This window comes from Rhodococcus sp. NPDC060086 (assembly GCF_042730275.1).
Classification (GTDB): domain Bacteria; phylum Actinomycetota; class Actinomycetes; order Mycobacteriales; family Mycobacteriaceae; genus Rhodococcus.
This window is the reverse complement of record NZ_JBHWWZ010000007.1, coordinates 92,343-115,354: the sequence shown is the minus strand read 5'-3', so window position 1 is coordinate 115,354 and position 23,012 is coordinate 92,343. Positions and strand designations below refer to the sequence as shown.

Annotated in this window: 22 protein-coding genes and 2 tRNA genes; 10 read left to right on the top strand and 14 right to left on the bottom strand. The window is 65.7% G+C overall.

Annotated features, from left to right (window positions below; translation table 11 throughout):
- Together ACFWB0_RS06850 and pknB are read left to right on the top strand one after the other, a co-directional pair.
- The gene (locus tag ACFWB0_RS06850) at positions 1–1,590 is read left to right on the top strand and encodes a serine/threonine-protein kinase (RefSeq protein ID WP_378489684.1); all 1,590 of its coding nucleotides are present in this window, start codon (positions 1–3) and stop codon (positions 1,588–1,590) included.
- The gene (pknB, locus tag ACFWB0_RS06845) at positions 1,587–3,494 is read left to right on the top strand and encodes a Stk1 family PASTA domain-containing Ser/Thr kinase (RefSeq protein WP_378489683.1); all 1,908 of its coding nucleotides are present in this window, start codon (positions 1,587–1,589) and stop codon (positions 3,492–3,494) included. Before ACFWB0_RS06850 ends, pknB begins: the two co-directional genes overlap by 4 nt.
- 99 nt (positions 3,495–3,593) lie before the next feature.
- Here pknB and ACFWB0_RS06840 read toward each other — a convergent pair whose 3' ends face one another.
- A complete protein-coding gene (locus ACFWB0_RS06840; protein WP_378489727.1) occupies positions 3,594–4,256 on the bottom strand; it encodes an aminodeoxychorismate/anthranilate synthase component II in 663 nt (220 codons plus the stop codon).
- Positions 4,257–4,278: 22 nt separating this feature from the next.
- Complete coding sequence (locus tag ACFWB0_RS06835; protein ID WP_378489682.1) at positions 4,279–5,004, bottom strand: DUF881 domain-containing protein; 726 nt, start codon at positions 5,002–5,004, stop codon at positions 4,279–4,281.
- A 104-nt stretch (positions 5,005–5,108) separates the two neighbouring features.
- On the opposite strand from ACFWB0_RS06835, the gene crgA reads away from it, so the two are divergent.
- Both crgA and ACFWB0_RS06825 read left to right on the top strand, forming a co-directional pair.
- The gene (gene crgA / locus ACFWB0_RS06830) at positions 5,109–5,375 is read left to right on the top strand and encodes a cell division protein CrgA (RefSeq protein WP_378489681.1); all 267 of its coding nucleotides are present in this window, start codon (positions 5,109–5,111) and stop codon (positions 5,373–5,375) included.
- 84 nt (positions 5,376–5,459) lie between these two features.
- The gene (locus tag ACFWB0_RS06825) at positions 5,460–5,930 is read left to right on the top strand and encodes a PH domain-containing protein (RefSeq protein ID WP_378489680.1); all 471 of its coding nucleotides are present in this window, start codon (positions 5,460–5,462) and stop codon (positions 5,928–5,930) included.
- On the opposite strand, the gene ACFWB0_RS06820 is transcribed toward ACFWB0_RS06825, so the two are convergent.
- Positions 5,915–6,841 (bottom strand): rhomboid family intramembrane serine protease, encoded by a 927-nt coding sequence (locus tag ACFWB0_RS06820; protein ID WP_378489679.1) that lies wholly within the window; start codon positions 6,839–6,841, stop codon positions 5,915–5,917. The genes ACFWB0_RS06825 and ACFWB0_RS06820 overlap by 16 nt on opposite strands.
- Before the next feature lie 37 nt (positions 6,842–6,878).
- On the bottom strand, positions 6,879–7,406 hold the full coding sequence (locus ACFWB0_RS06815; protein ID WP_378489678.1) for a peptidylprolyl isomerase: 528 nt from the start codon (positions 7,404–7,406) through the stop codon (positions 6,879–6,881).
- Between the two features lie 107 nt (positions 7,407–7,513).
- Here ACFWB0_RS06815 and ACFWB0_RS06810 point away from each other — a divergent pair, with 107 nt between their 5' ends.
- Both ACFWB0_RS06810 and ACFWB0_RS06805 read left to right on the top strand, forming a co-directional pair.
- On the top strand, positions 7,514–7,981 hold the full coding sequence (locus ACFWB0_RS06810) for a hypothetical protein (protein WP_378489677.1): 468 nt from the start codon (positions 7,514–7,516) through the stop codon (positions 7,979–7,981).
- A 144-nt stretch (positions 7,982–8,125) separates the two neighbouring features.
- Positions 8,126–10,081: an acyl-CoA dehydrogenase family protein gene (locus ACFWB0_RS06805; RefSeq protein WP_378489676.1), complete on the top strand. Its 1,956-nt coding sequence runs from the start codon at positions 8,126–8,128 to the stop codon at positions 10,079–10,081.
- Positions 10,082–10,144: 63 nt separating this feature from the next.
- Here ACFWB0_RS06805 and ACFWB0_RS06800 read toward each other — a convergent pair whose 3' ends face one another.
- Complete coding sequence (locus ACFWB0_RS06800; protein ID WP_378489675.1) at positions 10,145–11,437, bottom strand: lipase family protein; 1,293 nt, start codon at positions 11,435–11,437, stop codon at positions 10,145–10,147.
- Between the two features lie 64 nt (positions 11,438–11,501).
- Positions 11,502–13,205, bottom strand: coding sequence for an alpha/beta hydrolase (locus ACFWB0_RS06795; RefSeq protein WP_378489674.1), 1,704 nt, complete (start codon positions 13,203–13,205; stop codon positions 11,502–11,504).
- Between the two features lie 122 nt (positions 13,206–13,327).
- Here ACFWB0_RS06795 and ACFWB0_RS06790 point away from each other — a divergent pair, with 122 nt between their 5' ends.
- Positions 13,328–14,485: a hypothetical protein gene (locus tag ACFWB0_RS06790; RefSeq protein WP_378489673.1), complete on the top strand. Its 1,158-nt coding sequence runs from the start codon at positions 13,328–13,330 to the stop codon at positions 14,483–14,485.
- A gap of 28 nt (positions 14,486–14,513) precedes the next feature.
- Here ACFWB0_RS06790 and ACFWB0_RS06785 read toward each other — a convergent pair whose 3' ends face one another.
- The 6 genes from ACFWB0_RS06785 to ACFWB0_RS06760 all read right to left on the bottom strand — a co-directional run bounded on the left by ACFWB0_RS06785 (position 14,514) and on the right by ACFWB0_RS06760 (position 19,431).
- Complete coding sequence (locus ACFWB0_RS06785; protein WP_378489672.1) at positions 14,514–15,485, bottom strand: R2-like ligand-binding oxidase; 972 nt, start codon at positions 15,483–15,485, stop codon at positions 14,514–14,516.
- A gap of 44 nt (positions 15,486–15,529) precedes the next feature.
- The gene (locus ACFWB0_RS06780) at positions 15,530–16,705 is read right to left on the bottom strand and encodes a Dyp-type peroxidase (RefSeq protein ID WP_378489671.1); all 1,176 of its coding nucleotides are present in this window, start codon (positions 16,703–16,705) and stop codon (positions 15,530–15,532) included.
- On the bottom strand, positions 16,698–17,213 hold the full coding sequence (locus tag ACFWB0_RS06775; protein WP_378489670.1) for a copper chaperone PCu(A)C: 516 nt from the start codon (positions 17,211–17,213) through the stop codon (positions 16,698–16,700). The genes ACFWB0_RS06780 and ACFWB0_RS06775 overlap by 8 nt, the downstream gene beginning before the upstream one ends.
- 92 nt (positions 17,214–17,305) lie before the next feature.
- Complete coding sequence (locus ACFWB0_RS06770) at positions 17,306–17,809, bottom strand: hypothetical protein (protein ID WP_378489669.1); 504 nt, start codon at positions 17,807–17,809, stop codon at positions 17,306–17,308.
- A 49-nt stretch (positions 17,810–17,858) separates the two neighbouring features.
- Positions 17,859–19,022 (bottom strand): RNA polymerase sigma factor, encoded by a 1,164-nt coding sequence (locus tag ACFWB0_RS06765; RefSeq protein WP_378489668.1) that lies wholly within the window; start codon positions 19,020–19,022, stop codon positions 17,859–17,861.
- Position 19,023: 1 nt separating this feature from the next.
- On the bottom strand, positions 19,024–19,431 hold the full coding sequence (locus ACFWB0_RS06760; protein WP_378489667.1) for a YciI family protein: 408 nt from the start codon (positions 19,429–19,431) through the stop codon (positions 19,024–19,026).
- A 224-nt stretch (positions 19,432–19,655) separates the two neighbouring features.
- Between ACFWB0_RS06760 and ACFWB0_RS06755 the strand changes: the two genes are divergently transcribed.
- From ACFWB0_RS06755 to ACFWB0_RS06745, 3 genes are read left to right on the top strand one after another with little or no spacing between them, the layout of a single operon-like run.
- Positions 19,656–19,862 (top strand): heavy-metal-associated domain-containing protein, encoded by a 207-nt coding sequence (locus ACFWB0_RS06755; RefSeq protein ID WP_378489666.1) that lies wholly within the window; start codon positions 19,656–19,658, stop codon positions 19,860–19,862.
- A 33-nt stretch (positions 19,863–19,895) separates the two neighbouring features.
- Positions 19,896–22,136 (top strand): heavy metal translocating P-type ATPase, encoded by a 2,241-nt coding sequence (locus ACFWB0_RS06750; RefSeq protein ID WP_378489665.1) that lies wholly within the window; start codon positions 19,896–19,898, stop codon positions 22,134–22,136.
- A 42-nt stretch (positions 22,137–22,178) separates the two neighbouring features.
- The gene (locus tag ACFWB0_RS06745) at positions 22,179–22,526 is read left to right on the top strand and encodes a metal-sensitive transcriptional regulator (RefSeq protein WP_378489664.1); all 348 of its coding nucleotides are present in this window, start codon (positions 22,179–22,181) and stop codon (positions 22,524–22,526) included.
- Between the two features lie 129 nt (positions 22,527–22,655).
- On the opposite strand, the gene ACFWB0_RS06740 is transcribed toward ACFWB0_RS06745, so the two are convergent.
- Both ACFWB0_RS06740 and ACFWB0_RS06735 read right to left on the bottom strand, forming a co-directional pair.
- Positions 22,656–22,728: transfer RNA gene (locus ACFWB0_RS06740), tRNA-Ala, on the bottom strand.
- A 138-nt stretch (positions 22,729–22,866) separates the two neighbouring features.
- Positions 22,867–22,940 (bottom strand) — tRNA-Ile (locus ACFWB0_RS06735).
- Between the last annotated feature and the right edge of the window lie 72 nt (positions 22,941–23,012).

The window sequence follows — 23,012 nt, the reverse complement described above, 5'->3', positions numbered from 1 at the left end:
ATGGCTTTGTACAGCGGTGCCATGGTCGCCGACCGCTATCACCTCACGCGCCTCATTGCCACCGGCGGAATGGGACAGGTCTGGGAAGGCCTCGATACACGGCTCGACCGTCGGGTCGCAGTGAAGGTCCTCAAGGCAGAACTGTCCCATGACCAGGACTTTCTGACCCGTTTTCGGTTCGAGGCACGCACCACCGCGCAACTCAACAACCCCGGTATTGCCGGGGTCTTCGACTACGGCGAGACGACCGATGAAGAAGGGCAGTCCGTCGCCTACCTCGTGATGGAGCTGGTACACGGCGAACCGCTCAACGCGGTTCTCTCCCGTGTGGGCCGGTTGTCGTTGCCACAGGCCCTCGACATGCTCGAGCAGACCGGCCGCGCATTGCAGGCCGCGCACAACGCGGGTGTCGTTCACCGCGACGTCAAGCCCGGCAACATCATGATCACTCCTACCGGTCAGGTGAAGATCACCGATTTCGGTATCGCGAAGGCCGTGGATGCATCCCCGGTGACGCGCACCGGGATGGTCATGGGCACGGCGCAGTACATCGCGCCGGAGCAGGCTCTCGGCCAGGAGGCGACTTCGGCGAGCGACGTGTATTCGCTCGGTGCCGTCGGCTACGAGGTGCTGTCGGGTCGGCGCCCCTTCCTCGGGGAAAGTGTCGTCACGGTCGCAATGAAGCACGTGCAGGAGACTCCTGCACCACTGCCCGCCGACCTCCCCCCCGAGGTTCACGACCTCATCGACATCGCGATGACGAAGGACCCGAAGTACCGGTACTCGAGTGGCGGCGAGTTCGCAGATGCCGTCTCGGCCGTGCGGTCGGGCCGGCCCGCACCGCCGCCGGGCAATGTGCCGCCGGTGACGAGCGCGACCCGGGTGTTGCCTCCAGGTGTACCGGGAGCGACCACTACGGTGCCGATGCAGTCGGGGAAGCCGCAGACTCAACAGACGCAGCACTACGCGCCCACCGCGTACACGCAGGGCCCGTACACCGGGCCGTCTCAGCCACCGACGTCCGGCCCGCCTCCGCACGGTGCTGCGGGCGCAGCTGCATCCACGGGTGGGGGCGACGGCAACCGGAGGACGCCGAGCCCCACAGCCCTCGCCTGGGCCGCGGGCGTCGCGATCCTGCTTGCTGTCGTCACCCTGTTCATCGTCTTGACCGGCAATGACCAGGACGATCCCGACACCGGGCCGTCGCCGACCACTCAGATCACCACGACGACGCAGCAGCCCACCACCACGACACGTCCACCGCAGACCACGACGACGTCGGAATGGACAGCCCCGCTCCCGGTCCCCACTGAGCCGCCGACGTTCGAACCGACGACAACGGTCGAGGTTCCGACGTTCGAACCGACCACCACGGTCGAAGTTCCGACGCCGACCACGACGCAGGCCCCCACCACGACCACCGCGACACCCACGACCACGACCGCCACCACGACACAACCTGTCGAAGGAGAAGAGCCTCCGGATGGCGCTTCGGGTGGCGAAAACGGCGACGGAGGTACGGGAGGCGAAGACCCCTCAGCCAGCAACGGTACGAACAACGCACCGACGAACAACCAAGGAACGTCATGACCACACCGCGCAAGCTCTCCTCACGCTACGAGCTGGGTGAGGTTCTCGGCTTCGGTGGCATGTCCGAGGTGCATTTGGCACGGGATCTGAGGCTCGGCCGTGACGTGGCGATCAAGGTTCTGCGCGCCGACCTCGCGCGCGACCCTACGTTCTACCTGCGGTTCCGCCGCGAGGCCCAGAACGCGGCGGCACTGAACCACCCCGCGATCGTCGCCGTGTACGACACCGGTGAAGCCGAAACGGAAGCCGGCCCGATCCCGTACATCGTCATGGAGTGCGTCGAGGGCGACACGCTACGCGACATCGTGCGCGGCGAGGGACCGATGCCGCCGAAGCGGGCGATGGAGGTCATCGCCGACGTGTGCGCGGCGCTCGACTTCAGTCACCGCAACGGCATCGTGCACCGCGACGTCAAACCGGCCAACATCATGATCAACAAGGCCGGCGCGGTCAAGGTCATGGACTTCGGCATCGCCCGCGCGATCGCCGACGCGGCGAGCCCGATGACCCAGACCGCCGCTGTGATCGGGACCGCGCAGTACCTGTCGCCCGAGCAAGCGCGGGGCGAGCAGGTGGATGCGCGCTCCGATGTGTACTCGGTGGGCTGCGTGCTGTTCGAGATCATGACCGGCGAGCCCCCGTTCAAGGGTGATTCACCGGTTGCGGTTGCCTACCAGCATGTTCGCGAAGATCCGCCGTTGCCGTCGTCGGTGAATCAGCAGGTTCCCGCCGAACTGGATTCGGTGATCCTGAAGGCAATGGCGAAGAACCCCGCCAACCGTTACCAGTCCGCGGCGGAGATGCGCAGCGACCTGATCCGGGTCCTCAGCGGGCAGCGCCCCAGCGCACCGATGGTCATGTCCGACGAAGACCGCACCACCCTGATCGACTCGGTCGATCAGAACACGGGCCGGCACTACCGGCCCGCTGCCGCAGCCGGCGGTGCGGGCAGCGCCGTCGACGAAGGCGGCGGCGGCTCGGTGCTGCGCAAGGTTCTGTTCGGGCTTGCGGCTGTGATCGTCGTGGGCATCGTCGGGGTGTTCCTGTGGTCGTTGGGACCGGGTTCCACCGCGGCGCAGGTGGCCGTTCCCGACGTCCGTAACCTCGCGGCGAGCGAAGCCGAAGGTCAGCTCCAAGACAGTGGGTTCCGGGTGTCTCTCCAGGAGAAACCCGACTCCGTGGTGGCCGAGGGCAACGTGGTCAACACACGACCGGTGCCCGGTAGCCGGGCCGACGAAGGTTCGACGGTCACCCTCGAGGTGTCGAGCGGGCCCGAGCAGGTGCAGATCCCGCGGCTCGACGGACTCTCGCAGGAGAAAGCCGCCCAGCAACTCGACTCGGTCGGTCTGCTGCTCGACCCGAACGTGCTGCGGGCACCGTCCGACGAGGACGAGATCGACACCGTCGTCGGTCAGAACCCGTCGGCCGGCGCCAACATCGATCGTGCCTCCGCTGTGATCATCACGCTCGGCTCCGGGCCGGAACAGGTCCGTGTCCCGAACGTCGTGGGCCAGGCACAGGAAGTTGCCCGCGGCAACATCGAGGGCGCCGGATTCCAGGTCGTCGTCGAGCAGGTCGAGTCGAGCGAGGCGGCAGGCACCGTGGTGTCCACGAGCCCGGCCGGCGGCGCCACGACCGATCAGGGCGGCACCGTCACGATCCAGGTTTCCAACGGCGACCGGATCGAGATGCCCGTATTGACCAACCGCTCGGTGTCGCAGGCCCTGTCGGCGCTCCGTGCGGCCGGCTGGACAGGCTCGGCTGCTCAGCTCGTGCAGACTCGTGAGGCCACACTCGATGCCGGTCTCGTGGGCACGGTCATCACCCAGCAGCAGCCGCCCGGTTCAGAGATCTCCAAGACCGACACCGTGAGCGTCGGAGTCGGGGTGCTGGGTATCCGGTAGAGGACCCGATAGAGGCATCCTGCTACACGAAGGAGCTCGGACCCGTGACGGGTCCGAGCTCCTTCGTCTTGTCGAGACTGAGACCTGGTCGCGGCGAGGTCAGGCGGCGCCGCCGTCGAGCGCCCGGGCCATGTCGCTCTCGAGCTGCGCGACGAGCGCTTCCTCCGGCGCCCGGCCGCACACCGCGAGCCAGTTCGCCAGCATGCGATGACCGCCCTGGGTGAGTACCGATTCGGGATGGAACTGCACACCGTGGATGGGCAGTTCCGTGTGTCGCAGCGCCATGATCACACCGCTGTCCGTCTGTCCGGTGGCGACGAGTTCGTCGGGCATCGTTTCAGGGAGCACGGTCAGTGAGTGGTATCGGGTCGCGGTGAACGGATCCGGCAGACCGGCAAGGACTCCGGTGCCGTCGTGGTGCACAAGGCTGGTCTTGCCGTGCCGGAGTTCCGGTGCACGATCGACGGTTCCACCGAAGGCGACACCGATCGACTGGTGGCCGAGACACACGCCGAGCAACGGTGTGCGTGCGGCGGCGCAGGCCTTGACGAGATCGATGCTGACACCAGCGCGTTCGGGGGTGCCGGGGCCGGGGCTGAGCAGGATGCCGTCGAACTCGACGACCACCGCTTCGAGTGCGCCGGGCGCGGTCAGCCTCTCGTCGTCGTTGCGCCACACTTCTGCCCGGGTCCCGAGCTGACCGAGGTACTGCACGAGGTTGAACACGAAGCTGTCGTAGTTGTCGACGACGAGAATGCGCATGGTGAGAAGAGTACTCACCGAGTTATCGCGACGAGGCTCCGCCGGTGTAGGCGGGGACGGTGAGCTCGGAGCCGGCGCGCTGCGTGAATCCCAGGCCGTAGCGCGTGGAGTACTGCTTGTAGATACGCACTCCGGGTTCGGCATCGAGTGACGTCGTGATCTTCGCTGGATCCCCCAGCGCCGTGATGACGTACGGCGGCGAATAGGTGCGGCCGTGCAGTAGCAGGGTGTTGCCGATACAGCGGGGTGCCGACGTCGCGACGATCCGCTGATCCTGCATCGAGATGGCTTCGGCGCCACCCGCCCACATCGCGTTGAGCACGCTCTGTACATCCTGCTGGTGCACAACGAGGTCGTCGGGCGAGGCGTCGGCCGGATACCGGCCGTCGGCGTTGCGCGGTGCATCGGTCAACGTGACGGTGACGCCTGCACCCTGTCGTTCGGTCAGGCCCGCCGGATCTTCGAGCGCAGCGAGCTGCTCGAGCACGGCGGCGACCTCGTCGTCGCCGGTGGCGGCACCACTCTGAATCTGCGCGACCTGCGTGGCCAGCGTGTCGCGGGTGGCGGCGAGGTCGTCGGCTTCGGTCTGCGCCACGCGTACGAGGTCGGACAGGCGCTGTGAATCACTCGCGCGTAGTTCGGTGCCGTCGGAGACCCCGCGGGTGGTGCCGAGCAGCAGCCCCGCCACCAAGCACACGACGAGGGTCGCAGAGCCCCAGACCAGAGCGCGCAGCCGACCGTTCGACACGTCGAACCTCCATTTCGGCCACTGCGTTAGCGTGTACAGCACAGGTAGATGCCCAACCTACTCTGCCGGCCTGCAGGAGGCGGAGTCGTACCAGCGAGGACACCATGCCCAAGTCGAAGGTCAGGAAGAAGAAGGACGACGCGGTCGAAAGGTCGGTCAGCCGAACACCGGTGAAGGTGAAGGCTGCGCCATCGGGCAGCATCTTCGTCGCCGTGATGCTCGGTCTGATGATCTTCGGCTTGCTGTGGCTGATCGTGTACTACCTCGCCGCAGAGCAGATTCCCTTCATGGACAGCCTCGGTGCGTACAACTTCCTCATCGGATTCGGCTTCATGGTTGCGGGTCTGATCATGACGATGAAGTGGCGGTGACGGACTCCTGCGCAGCGGATTACACACGTGTGATTCATCCCCACCTGTGGAAAAACCTGTGCACAACTGTGCGGAAGTAGCGGCATGACCGAGCGATCTTCACTCGAATGGGCGACGCCGCCCGCCGCGATCGCGGCTCTCGCGGTCGGCGGAGTCGTCCTTGCGGTGGCCGCGGTGTTCGCGGTTCCCGACGCGGTGGGCCGGGTCCTGATCGGATTCGCTGCGCTACTCGTTCTTTCGATGGCGTTGTCGGCTTCCCGTCAACGCCCTCGCCTCGCAGTACTCGGCGACACCGACGGATCGGCATCCGGAATCGCGACCACCCGGCTCACCGGTCGCCGCGAATACCCGCGCACACAGTTGCACCGGGTGCGCATCGTCCAATACCCGCGCCTCGGGCGGCGGGTCTCGATGCTCGAAATCGACACGATCGATCCGGATACCGGCGACGAACGACTGATGATCTTCGGTCGCTGGGATCTCGGCACCGATCCGCGCGACGTGTACGACGCACTTGCGGTGCATGGTCTGGCGCCCGATCACACACCCAACTGAGAGCGCAGGCGTAGCACGGCGAGCACCACCAGCACGAGCCACACCACCGCCGTTGCGCCGAGCGCGATCCATCCCGTGCGGACGATCTTGTTCCGGTCGGTGCCTGCGCCGAGATACTGCGGCGCGTAGAGCAGGGCGGCCGTCGATGCGGCACCCGCGACCAGCCCGCCGAGGTGCCCCCACAGGGAGATGCCGGGGATCGTGATGCTGATGAAGACGTTGAGCGCGACCACGGCGAGGACGGGCGCGGGGCTACGACGCAACCGCAGCAGGATGACGGCCTGCGCGCCGAGCAGACCGAAGACGGCGCCCGACGCCCCGACGGTGACCGCATCGGGCTGCAGGAACATCACGGCGGCGGAACCGCCGACGATCGACACCGCATACACCGCGAGATAGCGGGCCCGGCCTAGCACCAACTCGGTATCGCGGCCGATGATCCACAGCGCGAACATGTTGACCGCGAGGTGTATCAGGCCGTAGTGCAGGAAGCCGCTGCCGAGAACACGGATGTAGTCGCCGTCGGCAGCGATCATGGGCGGCCACAGCGCCCAGTCGAGGAACAGCCGTGACGACTGCTCGTTGTTCATCACGCTGCCGGACTGCGCGGCAGTGATCCCGAAGATCGCGACGTTGAGCGCGATGAGGATGTAGGTGACCAGCGGAGTCGACCGGTCGGGGCGCACCGGCGCACCGGCGACAGTACGGGCCTGCGGTGCGGAGCGTTGCGCAGTCGCGACACACTCGACGCACTGATGCCCCACCGATGCGGGACGCAGGCAGTCGGGGCAGAAAGGCCGACCGCACCGCGTGCACGCGAGCAGTGTGGGGCGGTCGGGGTGGCGGACGCACCGCGGCTGGGACGCGGGGCCGCCCCCCTCGGCCGCCTCGCCCCAGCCGGGGTTCGTCATGTGTTTTCTCTCAGACTGTTCAGACGGTATTTCTGGCTCAGGCGATGGTGATGCTGTTGATCACGATGTCGTCGGTCGGGCGGTCGCCGCGATCGGTTGCGGTGCCGCCGATAGCGTCGACCACCTTCTTCGACTCCGCATCGACGACCTCACCGAAGATGGTGTGGCGACGGTTCAAGTGCGGGGTCGCGCCGAGCGTGATGAAGAACTGCGAGCCGTTGGTACCCGGGCCTGCGTTCGCCATCGCGAGGAGATACGGACCGTCGAACTGCAGTTCCGGATGGAACTCGTCGCCGAACTGGTAGCCCGGGCCACCGCGACCGGTTCCGGTCGGGTCGCCGCCCTGGATCATGAAGCCGTCGATGATGCGGTGGAAGATCGCGCCGTCGTAGAACGGGCCGGTGGCCTCGCCCTTCGCGTTCTGGGTCTTGTACTCCTTCGAGCCGTCGGCGAGGCCGACGAAGTTCTCGACCGTCTTGGGCGCATGGTTACCGAACAGGGAGATGACGATGTCTCCACGGTTGGTGTGGAGCGTGGCGGTTGCTGTCTGCTTGGGTGAAGTCACACCCCCATGTTGCCATCCTTGTGTTGTTCGGCGCGGCACTCCTTCCCACTGTGATGCGCGTCCCGCGCTTCTCCCGGGAGGATGAGCCGGTGTGGCAATGTGGAGCCATGACGAGTGTGAGCGAGTCCGTTTCTAAAAGCGCCCTTCCTGAGTCCGTCCGCAACCTCGTACGTCCGATCGACGACACCACCAACCTCGGTGGTGCGCTCCGTGTCGCGGGTGACGGTGCTGTGGCACTGGCTCAGGGCTCTGCGGCAGCCGGCCTCGTCGTCGCTCGCAAGAGTGTCGACGCATCCAAGGAACTCGCCGCTCACGCGCGGCGCGCGCGCGAAGAGGTATCGCCGCTGATCAAGGCCGCCACGGAGAAGGCTCGGGCCGAGAAGGCCGCTGTGCAGAAGAGCGTCCCGAAGTCGCGTGGCGGACGGAAAGCTCTGATCATCACCAGCGTTCTCGGCGCCGTCGTCCTCGGTGGTGTCGTGTTCTACCGCACCCGCCGCCCGTCGTTCCCACCGGTAGCAGCCGAGCCGCCCCGCGTGCAGGCGGTGCCCAGCGACGACGAGCCCGCAGGCGCCTGAGTCGCCGATCGCGAGGACCTCGGCTGTCCCCCGGCGTTCGGGTCGGCCGGGGTTACCGGTCGGTATCGAATCCATCGAATGGTGTGTCCAGTACCACAGAAGAGCGGATACTCGCGGGTAGACACTCTCTGATGGAGGCGCATCATGACCGGATCCGCACACGTCACCGAAGAACAAGCACGCGCAGTCGCCGAAGAATCACGCGAAGCCGACTGGGACAAACCCTCGTTCGCGAAAGAGTTGTTCCTCGGCCGGCTCACCCTCGATCTCGTCCACCCGTTCCCACGTCCCACCCCCGATGAGGACGCGCGCACCGAAGAGTTCTTGACGAAGCTTCGGAACCTGTGCCGAACCATGGACGGCAGCGTCATCGAACGCGACGCGGCGATCCCCTCCGAGTACGTCGCCGGACTCGCCGCCCTCGGGTGCTTCGGCATGAAGATCAAGCCCGAATACGGCGGACTCGGGCTCTCCCAGGTGGCATACAACCGCGCATTGACACTGGTGGCGAGCGTGCACCCGAGCATCGGCGCCCTGCTGTCGGCCCATCAGTCGATCGGTGTACCCGAACCGCTCATGCTCGCAGGGACCGACGAACAGAAGCGCGAGTACCTCCCCCGATGCGCAAAGGGCGCCATCTCGGCGTTCCTGCTCACCGAACCCGACGTCGGCTCCGACCCCGCACGACTCGCATCGACGGCAACCCCGATCGACGACGGCGACGCGTACGAGCTCGACGGGGTCAAACTGTGGACCACCAACGGGGTCGTCGCCGAACTGCTCGTCGTGATGGCACGCGTTCCCCGCATCGACGGCCACAGTGACAAGGCACATCGGGGCGGGATCTCGGCGTTCGTCGTCGAAGCAGATTCTCCGGGCATCACAGTGGAGCACCGCAACACGTTCATGGGATTGAAAGGCATCGAGAACGGCGTCACACGCATGCACAAGGTGCGGGTCCCCGCGCGAAACCTCATCGGGCGCGAAGGCGACGGCCTCAAGATCGCGCTGACCACCCTCAACGCCGGGCGCCTCGCCATTCCCGCCATGTGCTCCGGCGCGGGCAAATGGTCGCTGAAGATCGCGCGGGAGTGGTCGGCGGCGCGAGTCCAATGGGGCAGGCCCGTCGGAGAACACGCTGCGGTCGCCTCGAAGATCTCGTTCATCGCCGCCACGACCTACGCGCTCGAGTCCGTCGTGGAGCTCTCCGGACAGATGTGCGACGAGAAACGCAACGACATCCGCATCGAGGCCGCGCTCGCGAAATTGTGGTCCAGCGAAATGGCGTGCATCATCGCCGACGAGCTCGTACAGATCCGCGGTGGTCGCGGATACGAGACCGCGCAGTCGCTTGCGGCGCGCGGCGAACGTGCCGTTCCGACAGAGCAATTGGTGCGTGATCTGCGTATCAACAGGATCTTCGAAGGGTCGAGCGAGATCATGCGGCTGCTCGTCGCGCGAGAGGCGGTCGACGCACACTTGAAGGCCGCGGGCGATCTCGCCGATCCCAAGGCTTCCGTCGAGGCGAAGGCGAGGGCCGCAGCGAAGGCGAGTGGTTTCTACGCCAAATGGCTCCCCAAGCTGGTGACCGGCAAGGGGCAGCTCCCGAAGTCCTACGCCGAATTCGGTGCTGTGGCTGCCCATCTCAGGTACGTGGAACGCTCCTCTCGGAAGCTCGCACGGTCGACGTTCTACGGGATGGCGCGCTGGCAGGCCGGGCTCGAGAAGCGACAGAACTTCTTGGGACGCATAGTCGACATCGGTGCCGAACTGTTCGCGATGGCGGCGTGCTGCGTCCGTGCCGAGCGGCAACGCGCCGACGGGCATCCCGGCGCCGACGATGCCTTCGTGCTGGCCGATACGTTCTGCGACCAGGCGCGCATTCGTGTCGAGGCACTCTTCGACGGGTTGTGGACCAACACCGACGACGCCGACGTCGCGCTCACCCACGGTGTGCTCGAGGGTCGCTACACGTGGCTCGAGAACGGGGTGCTCGATCAAAGTGAAGGTACCGGTCCGTGGATCTCCGAATGGGCTCCGGGAGCATCGGCGTACGAGAACCTCGCGCGGCGCTACAGTGTGTCGCCGAATCCGACCTGAAACGGCGACGAAACGGCCCGCGCTCGAGGAGCGCGGGCCGCATCACATCACGTCATCGGTGGATCAGAATGCCCCGCAGTTCGACGGTGCGGGATTGTCTGCGAAGCGATCATTCATGTACGCCACGGCCTCGGGCATTCCACCGAGCATGGGCAGCGCATGGTTGACGATGAATCCGGGAAGGATCGGCGGAGTGTTGTTCGGGGAGAACTGCACCGTAGCGCCCTGGGCGCACCAATCCAACGCCATCTGCCGACCCTGGCCGTACGGCACGGTGTCGTCCTGAGTGCCGTGCTGCACCAGGACCGGAATCTGGGGCGCCCGCAAGCCGATTCGCTGTTCTGCGATGGCCTCCTGGACCTCCGGGATCCGCCCGATCACCACGCCGAGCGGTTCGCCCGTGCGCGTGTAGTCGCTGGTTTGCTGGAAACCGAAACGGAACAGGGTCTCGGGCAAGCACTGATTCGCTACCGCCGCGAGCATCTCGCGACCACGATCGTTGATCTCGGCGTCGATGACGTCCGCCAGCTTCGGGTAGGCCTCCACCAGACCGTTGGTGGTGTAACCGATGGCGCCCGTGAGGGCGGTGCCGTCGATCTGATCGAGCGTCGCGACCAGGTCTGCCGGCGGAGCACCAGCGTATGCACCCTTCAGATCGAGTTCGGGGGCGTAGCTGGGTGCCAGCTCGGCCGCAGCCGATACAGCGCCACCACCCTGCGAGTAGCCGAAGAGTCCCACCGGGCCGTCTTCCGAGATGGAGGCCTCGGGCAGATTCTGGGCGGCGCGGACGGAATCGAGCACCGCGTGGGCTTCGGCCGCGCGGTTGACGTACGTGTGGTGCCCGGGTGTGCCCAGACCGTCGTAGTCGGTGATCACCACGGCGATGCCCTGCAGCAGCATCGCGTTGATCGAGATCAGTTCGTATTCGGTGAAGAGATCGAGTGGCGGCGTGTACTGCACCACGTGGTTGAGAGCCTTGGACGGTGCGCACTGGTCGCCCTGGCCCTGTGTTCCGGGTGCCAGCGCGATCAGCGGTCGCTCACCCGGCCCGTTCCACGCCATGGAAGGTTCGAGGTAGGTTCCGCTCACTGCGTTCGCGTCGCCGTTGGCGTCGTTACTGCGGTAGAGCAGCCGTGTTCCCTGAGCGGGGAATACGCCGTCGGGCGTGGGCACGCGGATCGCGAGATCGGAAGACTCGGTACGAATGAGGTCGCCCGGTGCTCCGGTCAGTACCTCCGGAGGCTGGTAGAAGTCTCCTTCTGCATTCGCAGTCGCCGGGCCGACCAGCAGACCTGCCAACATCGCCGCAGAAACGAGTCCCGCTGACACCCCCCATCGCACAGTACGACCCGCCATCGATTCCTCCGTTTTGTCAAAAAAGTGTGCCGCCCATCACGGCAGTACGCAATGTAACACGTATCTACTCGGCAGTAGGTTCAAGCTCCGAGTTCTGTGACCTGCCGGAGAGCGCATTCTGCACCCGTATGGTGTCGTCACTGCCCCATCCCTGCGGAACGAGAATTTCTGCCCACAGATCGGCCGCGTCCACCCCGTACGAATGACCGTGCCCGTCGGGTACGTCCGCAGAAAAGACCATGTCCAAGGTCACCTGCCAGAACGTCACGAACGGTATCCAGCGCATCCCCGGGTCCACGTCGGGGCCGAGCGGCTCACGCAACCAATCGGGCTCGTGCAGAATCAGATCGAACGACCACCACGTGATCGGGTCGCTCGCATGCTGCCAGAACACCACACGTGGAAACTCCCACTCGCCCGGAAGATCGGCATCCTCCGGTACGGACGCGAACCGGATGTTCCGCCCGCCGTCGACGATCGGCAGACGCTCGAGGGAACCCTCGTCGCGACCCTCGGTGATCCTCCCCCACGGCTCCGCGAAATTCGGTGTGCCCACGAGCAATGCACCGTCGGTCATGGCAACGAGCGCTTCGCCGGACGCGAAAGCCGCTTGACCACCGTATGATCCGAGACTCTCTCCGAAAACCACGAGTTTCGGTCGTGTGTCCTCGGGAAGTTCCTCCCACCTCGTGTACACCGCGTCGAACAACGCGCGCCCGGCATCCTGGGGGGTTTCGCGATCGGCCAGGAAGGCCAATGGACTCGGCAGGAACGAATACTGCATCGCCGCAATCGCGGAATCACCACCACTCACGAATTCCAATGCACCTGCGACATTCTCGTTGACCCAACCGCGTCCGGTCGTGGTCACCACCGCCAGCACCGCCCGATCGAACGCCCCTGTCCGGTCCAGCTCCGCGACCACCTTCTCTGCGCCTTCCTCGACGGTGCCGACCGACTCCTTGCCCACATACGCACGAATCGGCGTCAACGCGGATTCTCCGGTGGCAGCGGTGATCTCATCGGTGGTCGGACCACCGGAAACGAAGGTGCGGCCTTCACGTCCCAGCGTGTCCCACGCTTCGAGCGAGTCGGGTGAGCCGGACCGCTCGGGTGCCGTCGGCCGGCTCACCCCTTCTGCCGTCCCGTGATCCGATGCGGCGGCAGACGTCTCCGCGACCGAAAGGATTCCCCGATACACACCGCGATCGAACACCACCACGAGCACCAGTGCGACGACGATGGTCGCGGCAACTTTCGCGACACTGTCAGGTAGGAATCGTGCAGAGATCGCGGACAGCCACACCACCTCGAACCTCAGGAGACGTGCCACGGCGATCAGCAGGAGCGCCACCACCAGTGAGACGAGCAGAACCGGCAGATACAGAAGGCGTTCGAGCCGTTCGAGGCCGACCAGTTCCCGAACGACCTGCTGCCACCACGACCCGAGGACAAGGAAGGTCGGGATCACCACCAGCGCGGTGACGGCCAGCAGCCACCACCCGCGACGCCGAGTCGCGTCGGTCCACTGTGGGCGCACACCGCACCTGCGCAGAATCCACGCGACAAGGCATCCGATTCCGTATCCGGTAGCGATCGATATTCCGGTCGCGACGCCCTGCAGGTACCACACGCGCGGCAGCAGCGACGGCGACATCGACTGGGCGAAGAAGAACAGCGCGACAGCGAGCCCGACCGGATGGGCCGCGCGCCGATAGACGATCTCCTTGAACGACCCGGGCTCCGATGCGCCCTCCTGCTGCGTCATCGCTGGAGTGTAAAGCGGATATTCAGGGCATGCGCGGGTTACGGTGGCCCATACGGCGTGCCACGCCCTCCCGGAAGTACAAGGGGGCATGATGTAAGCAAATCGTTACAGGGAGGGTTCGAATGGCAATCGGGGTAGGGCTTCGGATAGGCAGGATTGTCTCCACAGCTGTGGTGGCATCCAACGAACCCGGCACCCCGGATCCCGTTGTCATCGCACGCGACACCGTCCTGCACATCGACCACGACGGCAACTCCCAGCTCGGCGGTTCGACCCGAGCGATCGACGAGGCACGCACTCTTTCCGGCTTCCTGTCGCGCGTCGGCGACCCCGGAGGAATTGCTGCGAGCGACGGCCGTGTCTACCGCGCCGAGGATGCCATGGCGACCGCGGTTCACTGCCTCCTCAACGAATGTCATCCGCTTCCGACCTTCGGAGGCATGGACAGGGACACCGACCCCGGCTACACCGCCACGTACCCGTCGCATTGGGATCCGACGAAAGTCTCGGTGCTACGCGCCGCCCTCGACTACGCCGAACTGAGACACGTCGACCTCGTCTCCGATGCCCAGGGCGCCGCAACGTGGTACGCATCGGAAATCTCCGAAACTCCGGGCCTTCTCATCGGCGTCTATCACGTGGACGACGCCGGATCCACGGTCACACTGGTTCGCTCCGGTGTTCCCGCGGGAAAGGCCTTCCGTGTCGCGGCCAAGGGCGCGCCCTCCCCGGCAGCGCAACTCGCGACAGCGCTCGGCGCGTTCGGGTGGATGCCCCACAACCTCGATGCCGTCGTAGTCATGGGCGACGGACTCATCGCACGCGATCGGTCGCACATTCAGGAGATCGCGAACATCCTCTCGACGAAACTGATGGTGCGGAGCCTCGTCGGCCCGGGGCCCGAGCAGACCGCTGCCCTCGGCGCCGCGATCCTTGCCACCGGGTTCACACCCGCACGAGAAAAGAAGGCGCGCATCGGCCTGCCGCCGTCGTACGACCGGACAGATGTCCTCACCGGAGGATTCGCGCGCATGCGCGAAGCCGAGTCCGACTCGGAGGCAGACATACCGGTGGCTGTTGCCACCACCGGCACGCCTCCGGCCCGAGAGTCGGCGGGAGGCTCCTCAGCAACCGAAATGGTGGGCGAGGATCAAAAAGCACTGAGCACCACCAGTGGCCCCGAGCCACCCGTCGATCCGAAGGTGTCGACGCGTACGTATGCGCTGGCCGGGATCGGTGCAGTGATCCTCGTGCTTCTGGCGCTCGCCTTGATGCTCTGACTATTCGACGCTGATTACTCGACGCTGCCTACTCGGCCGTGTCCGTCCCGGTGATCGAGGCGAGTTCCGCCGCGTCCTCGGCGCCGAACTTCTCTTCGAGAACCTCCGGTGTGTAGTCGAGGTCGATCTCCTGAACGGGCCGCCCACGCGCGGATTCGATCGCCCCGAGGCGACGTTGCGCCCTATCGGCCGCATAGACGACGAACTCCTCGGGCTCGAGTCCGTAGGGCTGTTCGTCGAACTGGTCGTTGACCCACCCGATCATCCCCAGTGCCATGGGAAGCAGCTCGTTCATCCGTTCCTGCACGACATTCCAGTTCGAATCGTCGGCCGCAACGTGTCGCCGGCACGTGAACGTCCCCCAGGCCATGTGACGACGTTCGTCGTCGCCGATGCGCCGCACCAGTTCCTGCATGCCCGGCAGGATCCCCCGCGTCGTGCACACCTTCTGCCAGGCGTAGTAGCCGGTGAGGGCGAGGCTTCCTTCGATCACGTGGTTGTAGGTGACGCTCGCCCGCACCTGGTTCGCGGGTGACGGATCGGAGTCGAGCACCTTCAGACAGTGCGGTAGTTCTTCGTAGAACAGCTGACGGTAGTAGGGGTTGTCGGCCACATACGGATGCAGATCGGACGTGAGGCCCACCTCGTCCATCCACAGCCGGAACACCTGCATGTGTTTGGCTTCCTCGAAGCAGAACTGCGTCAGATACATCTCGTCGCCGATCCTGCCTTCGGCCGCCATCGCCCGGAGGAACGGTTGGATGTCCTGGGTGACCGCCTCCTCGCCGGCAACGAACTGCGCCACGAGGTACGTCGAGCTGCGCTGTTGCTCGGAGTTCAGGTCTGCCCAATCCGCGGCGTCGCGGGAGAAGTCGAGGTCGTGAGGATCCCAGAACTTGGCGTTGCCCTTCGAGAAGAGCCGAAGAGGGAAGGCGTCCCAGTTGAGGCCACCTTCCCTCAGCGACGCAAACCCCTGACGTTGCTGTGTTACCCCGGTCACATCAATCAGGCTAACCCCGTCCGAGCCCGGCGTCACACATTTGGTCAGTTCTCCAAGAGCACATCCCCCGGATATCCATCGGACCCATATCCAGGAGGTATAACGAAGACGGCAGATCCGACCGGGGTGGTCCACATGTTGAGTGCGTCGTGCTCTGCAAGGCGTTGCTGCACGGGAACGAACTGCCGATCCACGTCACCCTGATACGCGGCGAACAGCAGACCTGAGCCGTCGCCGTCGTCGTAGTTGTAGGCGCGGCGGAGGAACTGTTCGTCGGCGCTCCGCGGCCGAGCCCGAGCGACGTGCGACTGCGGCGGAATCACCGGGATCCCGTGGTCGTCGACCGCCTCGAAATCGGCATCCTCGTGCTCGGTGGTGCCGGTCAGAGGCGAACCGTCCGATTGCCTGCGACCCATCACGAGGTCCTTGGCAGGACGGTCGAGCTCGTCCCACGTGTCGAGCTCCATGCGAATGCGACGCAATACGAGTGACGTCCCACCCGTCAGCCAGGCCGGCTCAGCGACATTCCATACCTGACGATCGAAGTCCGGGGTCGCCGGTGGCGGATTGACGGTGCCGTCGACCTGGCCCATCAGGTTGCGCATCGTCAACCCGTCGGGTCTGGTGCCCACGGCATGCCTGAAGCCTCGTTGCACCCACCTCACCGACGCACGCGACCGCACACTCTTGGTGAGCGTGCGCACCGCATGCGACACCGTCACCGGATCGTCGCCACACACCTGCAACAACAGGTCGCCACCCGACCAACGGTCCTCGAGCCTGTCGATGTCGAACAGCGGTAGCGGCCGAAGCCACGACGGTCGTGCAGCGGCCAGATCTGCCGTATCGAACACGGCGCTGCCGTAGCCGACGGTGATGGTGAGCCGCGCGGGATCCACCGCCAGCTCGGGTTCGGTGTCACCCAGCGCCGGCATTCCCTGGCTGAGCCGACGTGTGTCCTCGGCCCACACCTTCATGACCCCGATCAACCCGACACGATCGACATCCGGTTTCAGGTCGAGGGCGACGAACGAGGAAAACGCCTGCGGTGCGGTATCGATCCCTGCCTGGTGCACACCGTGGCAGTCGACAGTGTTCGCTCCCATCCGCTCGGGTTCCCGAGTCGCAGCAGCGACTCCCGCGCCCGCCGCACCGAGACCGACCGCACCCAGCACCGCGGCGCCACCACCCAGCAGACGACGACGACTGAGCTCAGCCACTGTGATCGGCTCCGGCTCCACCTCCGTGCCCGGGCGCGTATTCCTCCTGGGCACCCGCGAAGTCCCGCACCTGGGCTGTGAAGTCCTTCGTGGAACCGTCGTCGAAGGTGAGGGTGAAGCTCACGTCGGCTCCGGGGACGATCGGTCCGGTCAGATCCATGAGCATGAGGTGGTCGCCTCCGGGTGCGAGGCTGTGCACACTGCGGGCCTCGACGACGAACCCGGATTCGGATTCCCGCATCATCACGGCGCCGCCGTCGACCGCGACCATCTCGTGCAGTTCGGTGCTGCCCGCGCTGGGACTCGTTGCCGACACGATGTGCACGTCTTCGTCGCCGGTGTTCTCGAGTTCCGCGAACGCGGCGGTCATGCCGGAGTCGGCTGCCTTCGCCCAGGAGGACGAGACGACGAGCGAGTCTGCGGTGACCGTGTTGTCGCTGTCGGTACTGCAGCCCGCAACGAGAACGGCGGCGGTGAGTAGAAGTGGTGTTCTGAAAGTCTTGATCATCGGGTTTTTCTCCATACTGTCTTCCGGGCATGCGGCCACGCCGATCGCCGCACAGCAGCGATCCCGGGAGGGGCTCGTGAACGAGGTCGAGGTCAGGCCGCGAGAGCCGGTGGACCTCGCGTGCCGAGCCCGGCGGCGGGGAGAAGCACACGACGTGTGCGCGGACGGTGCTCGACCCACGGTGTGACGCGCGAACGCACGGGCGGCGCGGTGTAACCGCGTGGGACGAGACGATGCAGTGCTGCCAGCGCGATGCTGCAGCCGCGCTCTGCGCCGATGATCAGCACAGCCGCGACGCCCACTGCCGCAATGTGCGCGGCGACCATGGCGAGGCTCGGCACGTGTATGTGCCCGGACTCGAGAACGAGTGCGATGTGGCCGAGAATTTGGCCTACCGTGAGGACTGCGATCGCGGAAAGGCGAGTTCCCGCCGCCGTCGCCCCGACCGCAACTGCCGCCGCGAGGAGAAGGGCAACAGAACCCTGACCGGGCGTTGCTCCCCCGCCCGCTGCATGAGCGGCGATACTGACTGCACCGGAAGTACCCCCGACGAAACACCCGCGCGTATGCGCCACGAGCGTGCGTTCGGTGGACATGACCCAATGGTACGTCTGGTACTACGAAGCGTCGTACAGGGCCGTCGTTTCACGTGAAACATGCACCCGGCCCGGGTATCAGCCGACTCACTCTCGCCGCTTGCCTCATGAGATGGTGACGTTCTGCCAGATTGGAAGCCGACCGAGCCGCTTCGGCATACATCCGCGCGGCATCCGCGAGATCACCTGCCTTCTCGTGGAGATACGCCGAGGCTGCGCGGTGTCGCGGCAGATCGGGATCTACTGCGGCCAAGGCCGCGAGCCCTGCCGCAGGACCGTCGGCCTCACCGATCGCGACGGCACGGTTGAGTTCGACGACCGGGCTTCCGGTGAGGCGAAGCAACTCGTCGTACCAACCGACGATCTGCACCCAGTCGGTTTCGTCGACCCGCAGCGCGTCGGCGTGCAGGGCCGCGATGGCGGCCTGGGCCTGGAACTCGCCGAGCCGGTCTCGGGCCAACGCGGCCTGCAGAATCTCGACGCCCTCGGTGATGAGCGAGATGTCCCAGCGGGAGCGATCCTGCTCGGCCAGCGGGACCAGGCTCCCGTCCGCACGCGTACGAGCGGATCGACGAGCGTGGTGCAACAGCATCAACGCCAGCAGCCCGGCGGTCTCCTCGTCGACGTTCGTGCCCGCCAGCTGCCGAGTGAGCCGAATCGCTTCGGCAGCCAGGTCGACCTCGCCTGTGTAGCCCTCGTTGAACACCAGGTAGAGGACACGTCGCACCGTTGCGAGATTGCCCGTCGATTCGAACCGCACACCAGCGACGGTTCTCTTCGCCCGGCTGATCCGCTGTGCCATCGTCTTCTCCGGCACGAGGTAGGCCGATGCGATCTGCCTGGTCGTCAGACCCCCGACGGCGCGCAGCATGAGTGCCACGGCCGACGTCGGGGTCAGGGACGGATGGGCGCACAGCAGGAACAGATGCAGCGTGTCGTCGGCCGTCTCGGTCGGGCCGGGTGGCGGCTCGATCACGACTCGCTGCTCGCGATCCCTACGCGCCGTCTCGGAGCGATACACGTCGACGAACTTGCGCCACGACACCGCGACCAGCCACCCCTTCGGGTCCGCGGGTGGGCGGTCCGGCCATGCCCGGACCGCCTCGATGAGTGCTTCCTGCACGGCATCCTCGGCGGTCTCGAAGTCGACTCCGCGATGCACGAGGACGCCGATCGCTGCGGGTGTCAGCTCCCTGAGCAGCTGTTCGTCCACGTCACTCGGTGATCGTCGGCGGTGCGGTGAGGAACGGCCGCAGTTCGAGCCACTCGTGGATCGGCTTGCCGCCGGCACCCGGGGCTGCCGACAACTCACCGGCAAGCGTCACGGCGCGCTCATAGGAGTCGACGTCGATCACCATCCATCCGGCGATGAGGTCCTTCGTCTCCGCGAAGGGTCCGTCGGTGACCGGCGGGCGTCCCTCACCGTCGTATCGGACGAACGTGCCTTCGGGTGCGAGGGCCTGGCCGTCGACGAATTCACCGGTCTTTTCGAGTTTCGCCGCGAAATCGTTCATGTACTTCACGTGGTCGTCCACCTCTTGCGGGGTCCACTGATCCATGGGGACGCTGTTCACGGATTCGGGTGCGCCGCGGTAATGCTTGAGCAACAGGTACTTCGCCATCGTGGTCTCCTCGGTTCTGCGCAACCCCTATGGCCGCATCCACACCTGGGACGGAGCTGTTCGGCCGGTCTCGACATCGTCGGCAGAATTTCTTCGAAGTTTCTCGTCCCCAAGATCCCACGCGGCCACCGAGTGGTCCACCCCATCGACAGTTGATACCCGTGGGGGGTATAGGTACATTGGTCGATGGAACGTCTACCTGCACCGATCGAGAAGAGGAACACATGAGCACCACCACCATCACGGTGACCGGCATGACCTGCGGACACTGCGTTTCCTCTGTCCGTGAAGAAATCGGCGAGATCCCCGGCGTCACCGGAGTGAACGTCGACCTCGAAAGCGGACGCGTCGACATCGAATCGAACACCGTGATCGACACCTCAGCAATCGCAGCAGCAGTCGACGAAGCCGGCTACACGATCGCCGGCTGACCGACTGCGCCAGCGACCACCAGCGAGGAGGACATGGTGAACACCGGCATCGACCAGGCCGCCGGCCGGATCGAACTCGAGATCGGCGGTATGACCTGCGCGTCCTGCGCCAATCGGATCGAGCGCAAACTGAACAAGCTCGACGGAGTCACAGCCACGGTCAACTACGCCACCGAGAAGGCGCGCGTCGATTACGTCGGAGAGGTATCACCCACCGACCTCGTCGCGACCGTCGAGCAGGCCGGTTACACCGCGTCTCTCCCCGCACCGCCCGCTACCACCGACTCCGAGCCCGTCGCGGAACCGGATCCGACAGCGGCACTGCGGCAGCGCCTGCTGATCTCACTGGTGCTGAGCGTGCCGGTGATCGCCATGGCCATGATCCCGGCAGTGCAGTTCCCGAACTGGCAGTGGCTCTCACTCACCCTCGCCGCTCCGGTCGTCGTATGGGGCGCTTGGCCGTTCCACAAGGCCGCCTTCACCAACGCACGACACGGCGCCGCCACCATGGACACCCTCGTCTCGGTCGGCACCCTCGCCGCGCTCGGCTGGTCGGTCTACGCCTTGTTCTGGGGCACAGCCGGGATGACCGGCATGACACATCCGTTCGAACTGACCATCTCCCGCACCGACGGCGCAGGAAACATCTACCTCGAGGCGGCAGCCGGGGTCACCACCTTCATCCTCGCCGGCCGCTACTTCGAAGCACGCTCCAAGCGTCGCGCCGGAGCCGCGCTACGTGCACTGCTCGAAGTCGGCGCCAAGGAAGTCTCGGCGCTCCGCGACGGCGTCGAACAGCGGATCCCGATCGGGGAATTGGCCGTCGGCGACGAGTTCGTGGTCCGGCCCGGCGAGAAGATCGCCACCGACGGCGTCGTCGTCGATGGCTCCTCCGCCGTGGATACGTCGATGCTCACCGGCGAATCCGTGCCGGTCGAGGTGGGTCCGGACGACCAGGTCGTCGGCGCCACCGTCAACGTGGGTGGACGGATCGTCGTTCGCGCCACCCGCGTCGGATCCGACACGCAGCTCTCCCGGATGGCACGGCTCGTCGAGGACGCTCAAACAGGTAAAGCCCAGGCCCAGCGTCTGGCCGACAGGATCTCCGGTGTCTTCGTCCCGATCGTGATCGTCCTGTCGATCGCTACTCTCGTGGTCTGGCTCGTCGCCACCGGTTCGGTCTCCGCCGCATTCACCGCAGCCGTCGCCGTGCTGATCATCGCCTGCCCCTGTGCGCTCGGATTGGCGACACCGACCGCCCTGATGGTCGGCACCGGTCGCGGTGCACAGCTCGGCATCCTGATCAAGGGCCCCGAGGTCCTCGAATCGACCCGACGCATCGACACCGTCGTCCTCGACAAGACGGGCACCATCACCGCCGGAAAGATGACCCTGGTCGACGTGATCGTCGCCGACGGCGAGGACACCGACAAAGTGCTGCGCCTGGCGGGAGCGCTGGAAGACTCCTCCGAACATCCCATCGCACAGGCGATCGCCAGGGCCGCCCGCGAGAAGGTGGGCAACCTGCCGAGCGTGGAACAGTTCACCAACATCACCGGACTCGGCGTACAGGGCACTGTGGACGGCCACGCGGTACTCGTCGGACGGACGCGGCTGCTCGCCGACTTCGCCCAGCCACTGCCCACCGACCTCGACGACGCCATGGCAGCCGCTGAAGCCGACGGCAGAACCGCCGTCGCGATCGGCTGGGACGATGCTCCACGGGCAGTGCTGGTGGTCGCCGACGTCGTCAAACCCACCTCAGCCGAGGCGATCGCCCAGCTGCGCGAACTCGGCCTGACACCGATCATGCTCACCGGCGACAACACCGCTGCTGCGACGGCCATCGCAGCGCAGGTGGGAATCGACGAGGTGATCGCCGAAGTTCTGCCTGCGGAGAAGGTCGAGGTCGTCAAGCGCCTACAGGACCAGGGCAAGGTCGTCGCGATGGTCGGCGACGGGATCAACGACGCCGCAGCACTCGCTCAGGCCGATCTCGGGCTCGCGATGGGCACCGGCACCGACGTCGCGATCGAGGCCGGCGATCTGACTCTCGTCCGCGGTGATCTGCGGGCGGCAGCGGATGCGATCCGTCTGTCTCGTCGTACCCTCGGCACCATCAAGGGCAACCTGTTCTGGGCCTTCGCATACAACGTCGCGGCACTACCGCTGGCGGCGATGGGTCTGCTCAACCCGATGATCGCGGGCGCCGCAATGGCCTTCTCCTCGGTGTTCGTAGTCAGCAACAGCCTGCGACTTCGACGTTTCCACTGAGCCATAATCGACGAAGTGCCACATGACAGCCAGGAGGACACCATGGCCACCCCCACCCCCGCGGCCGCACCACCCGAGGTCCCCGAGGCCGACTGCCATGAGCACGCAGGCCACGGATACATCACCGAGAAGGACGCCTACCTCAAGCGACTCAAGCGCATCGAGGGCCAGGCCCGCGGACTTCAGAAGATGGTCGAAGAAGAGAAGTACTGCATCGACATCCTCACGCAGGTCTCGGCGATGACCAAGGCCCTGCAGGCCGTCGCGATGGGCCTGCTCGAAGACCACATCAGTCACTGCGTCGTCGACGCCGCCGTCGCCGGTGGTCCGGAAGCGGACGCGAAGATCAAAGAAGCAACCGACGCCATCGCCCGGCTGCTGCGATCCTGATCGGAAACTTTCCTCCCGTCCCTTGGGTTCCCGTTGGTTCTGAACCTGCGGAAACCCAGGGAAGCGGAGGAAGGTTCGATACAAACGAGTGAAGGGCGCTTCCGATTTCTCGGAAGCGCCCTTCAACTGTGGAGCCTAGGAGATTCGAACTCCTGACATCTGCCTTGCAAAGGCAGCGCTCTACCAACTGAGCTAAGGCCCCGTATGCCGAACTACCGGCTGGGTACCGCGTGCCACTCATCCTCGCTCCGGAGCATCCGGGCGATTCCGAAGGCTGCCAGCACGACCGTTCCCACCACGATGAGAACCTTCATTCTGACTGCCCTTTCGGCACGGGGAGTGGGCCTAGGAGGACTTGAACCTCCGACCTCTTCGTTATCAGCGAAGCGCTCTAACCGCCTGAGCTATAGGCCCTCGAACCGAGATGGAACACTACCCCACCGATACTCGAAGAACAAAATTACCTCGATGGGGCAGTGTTCCTGC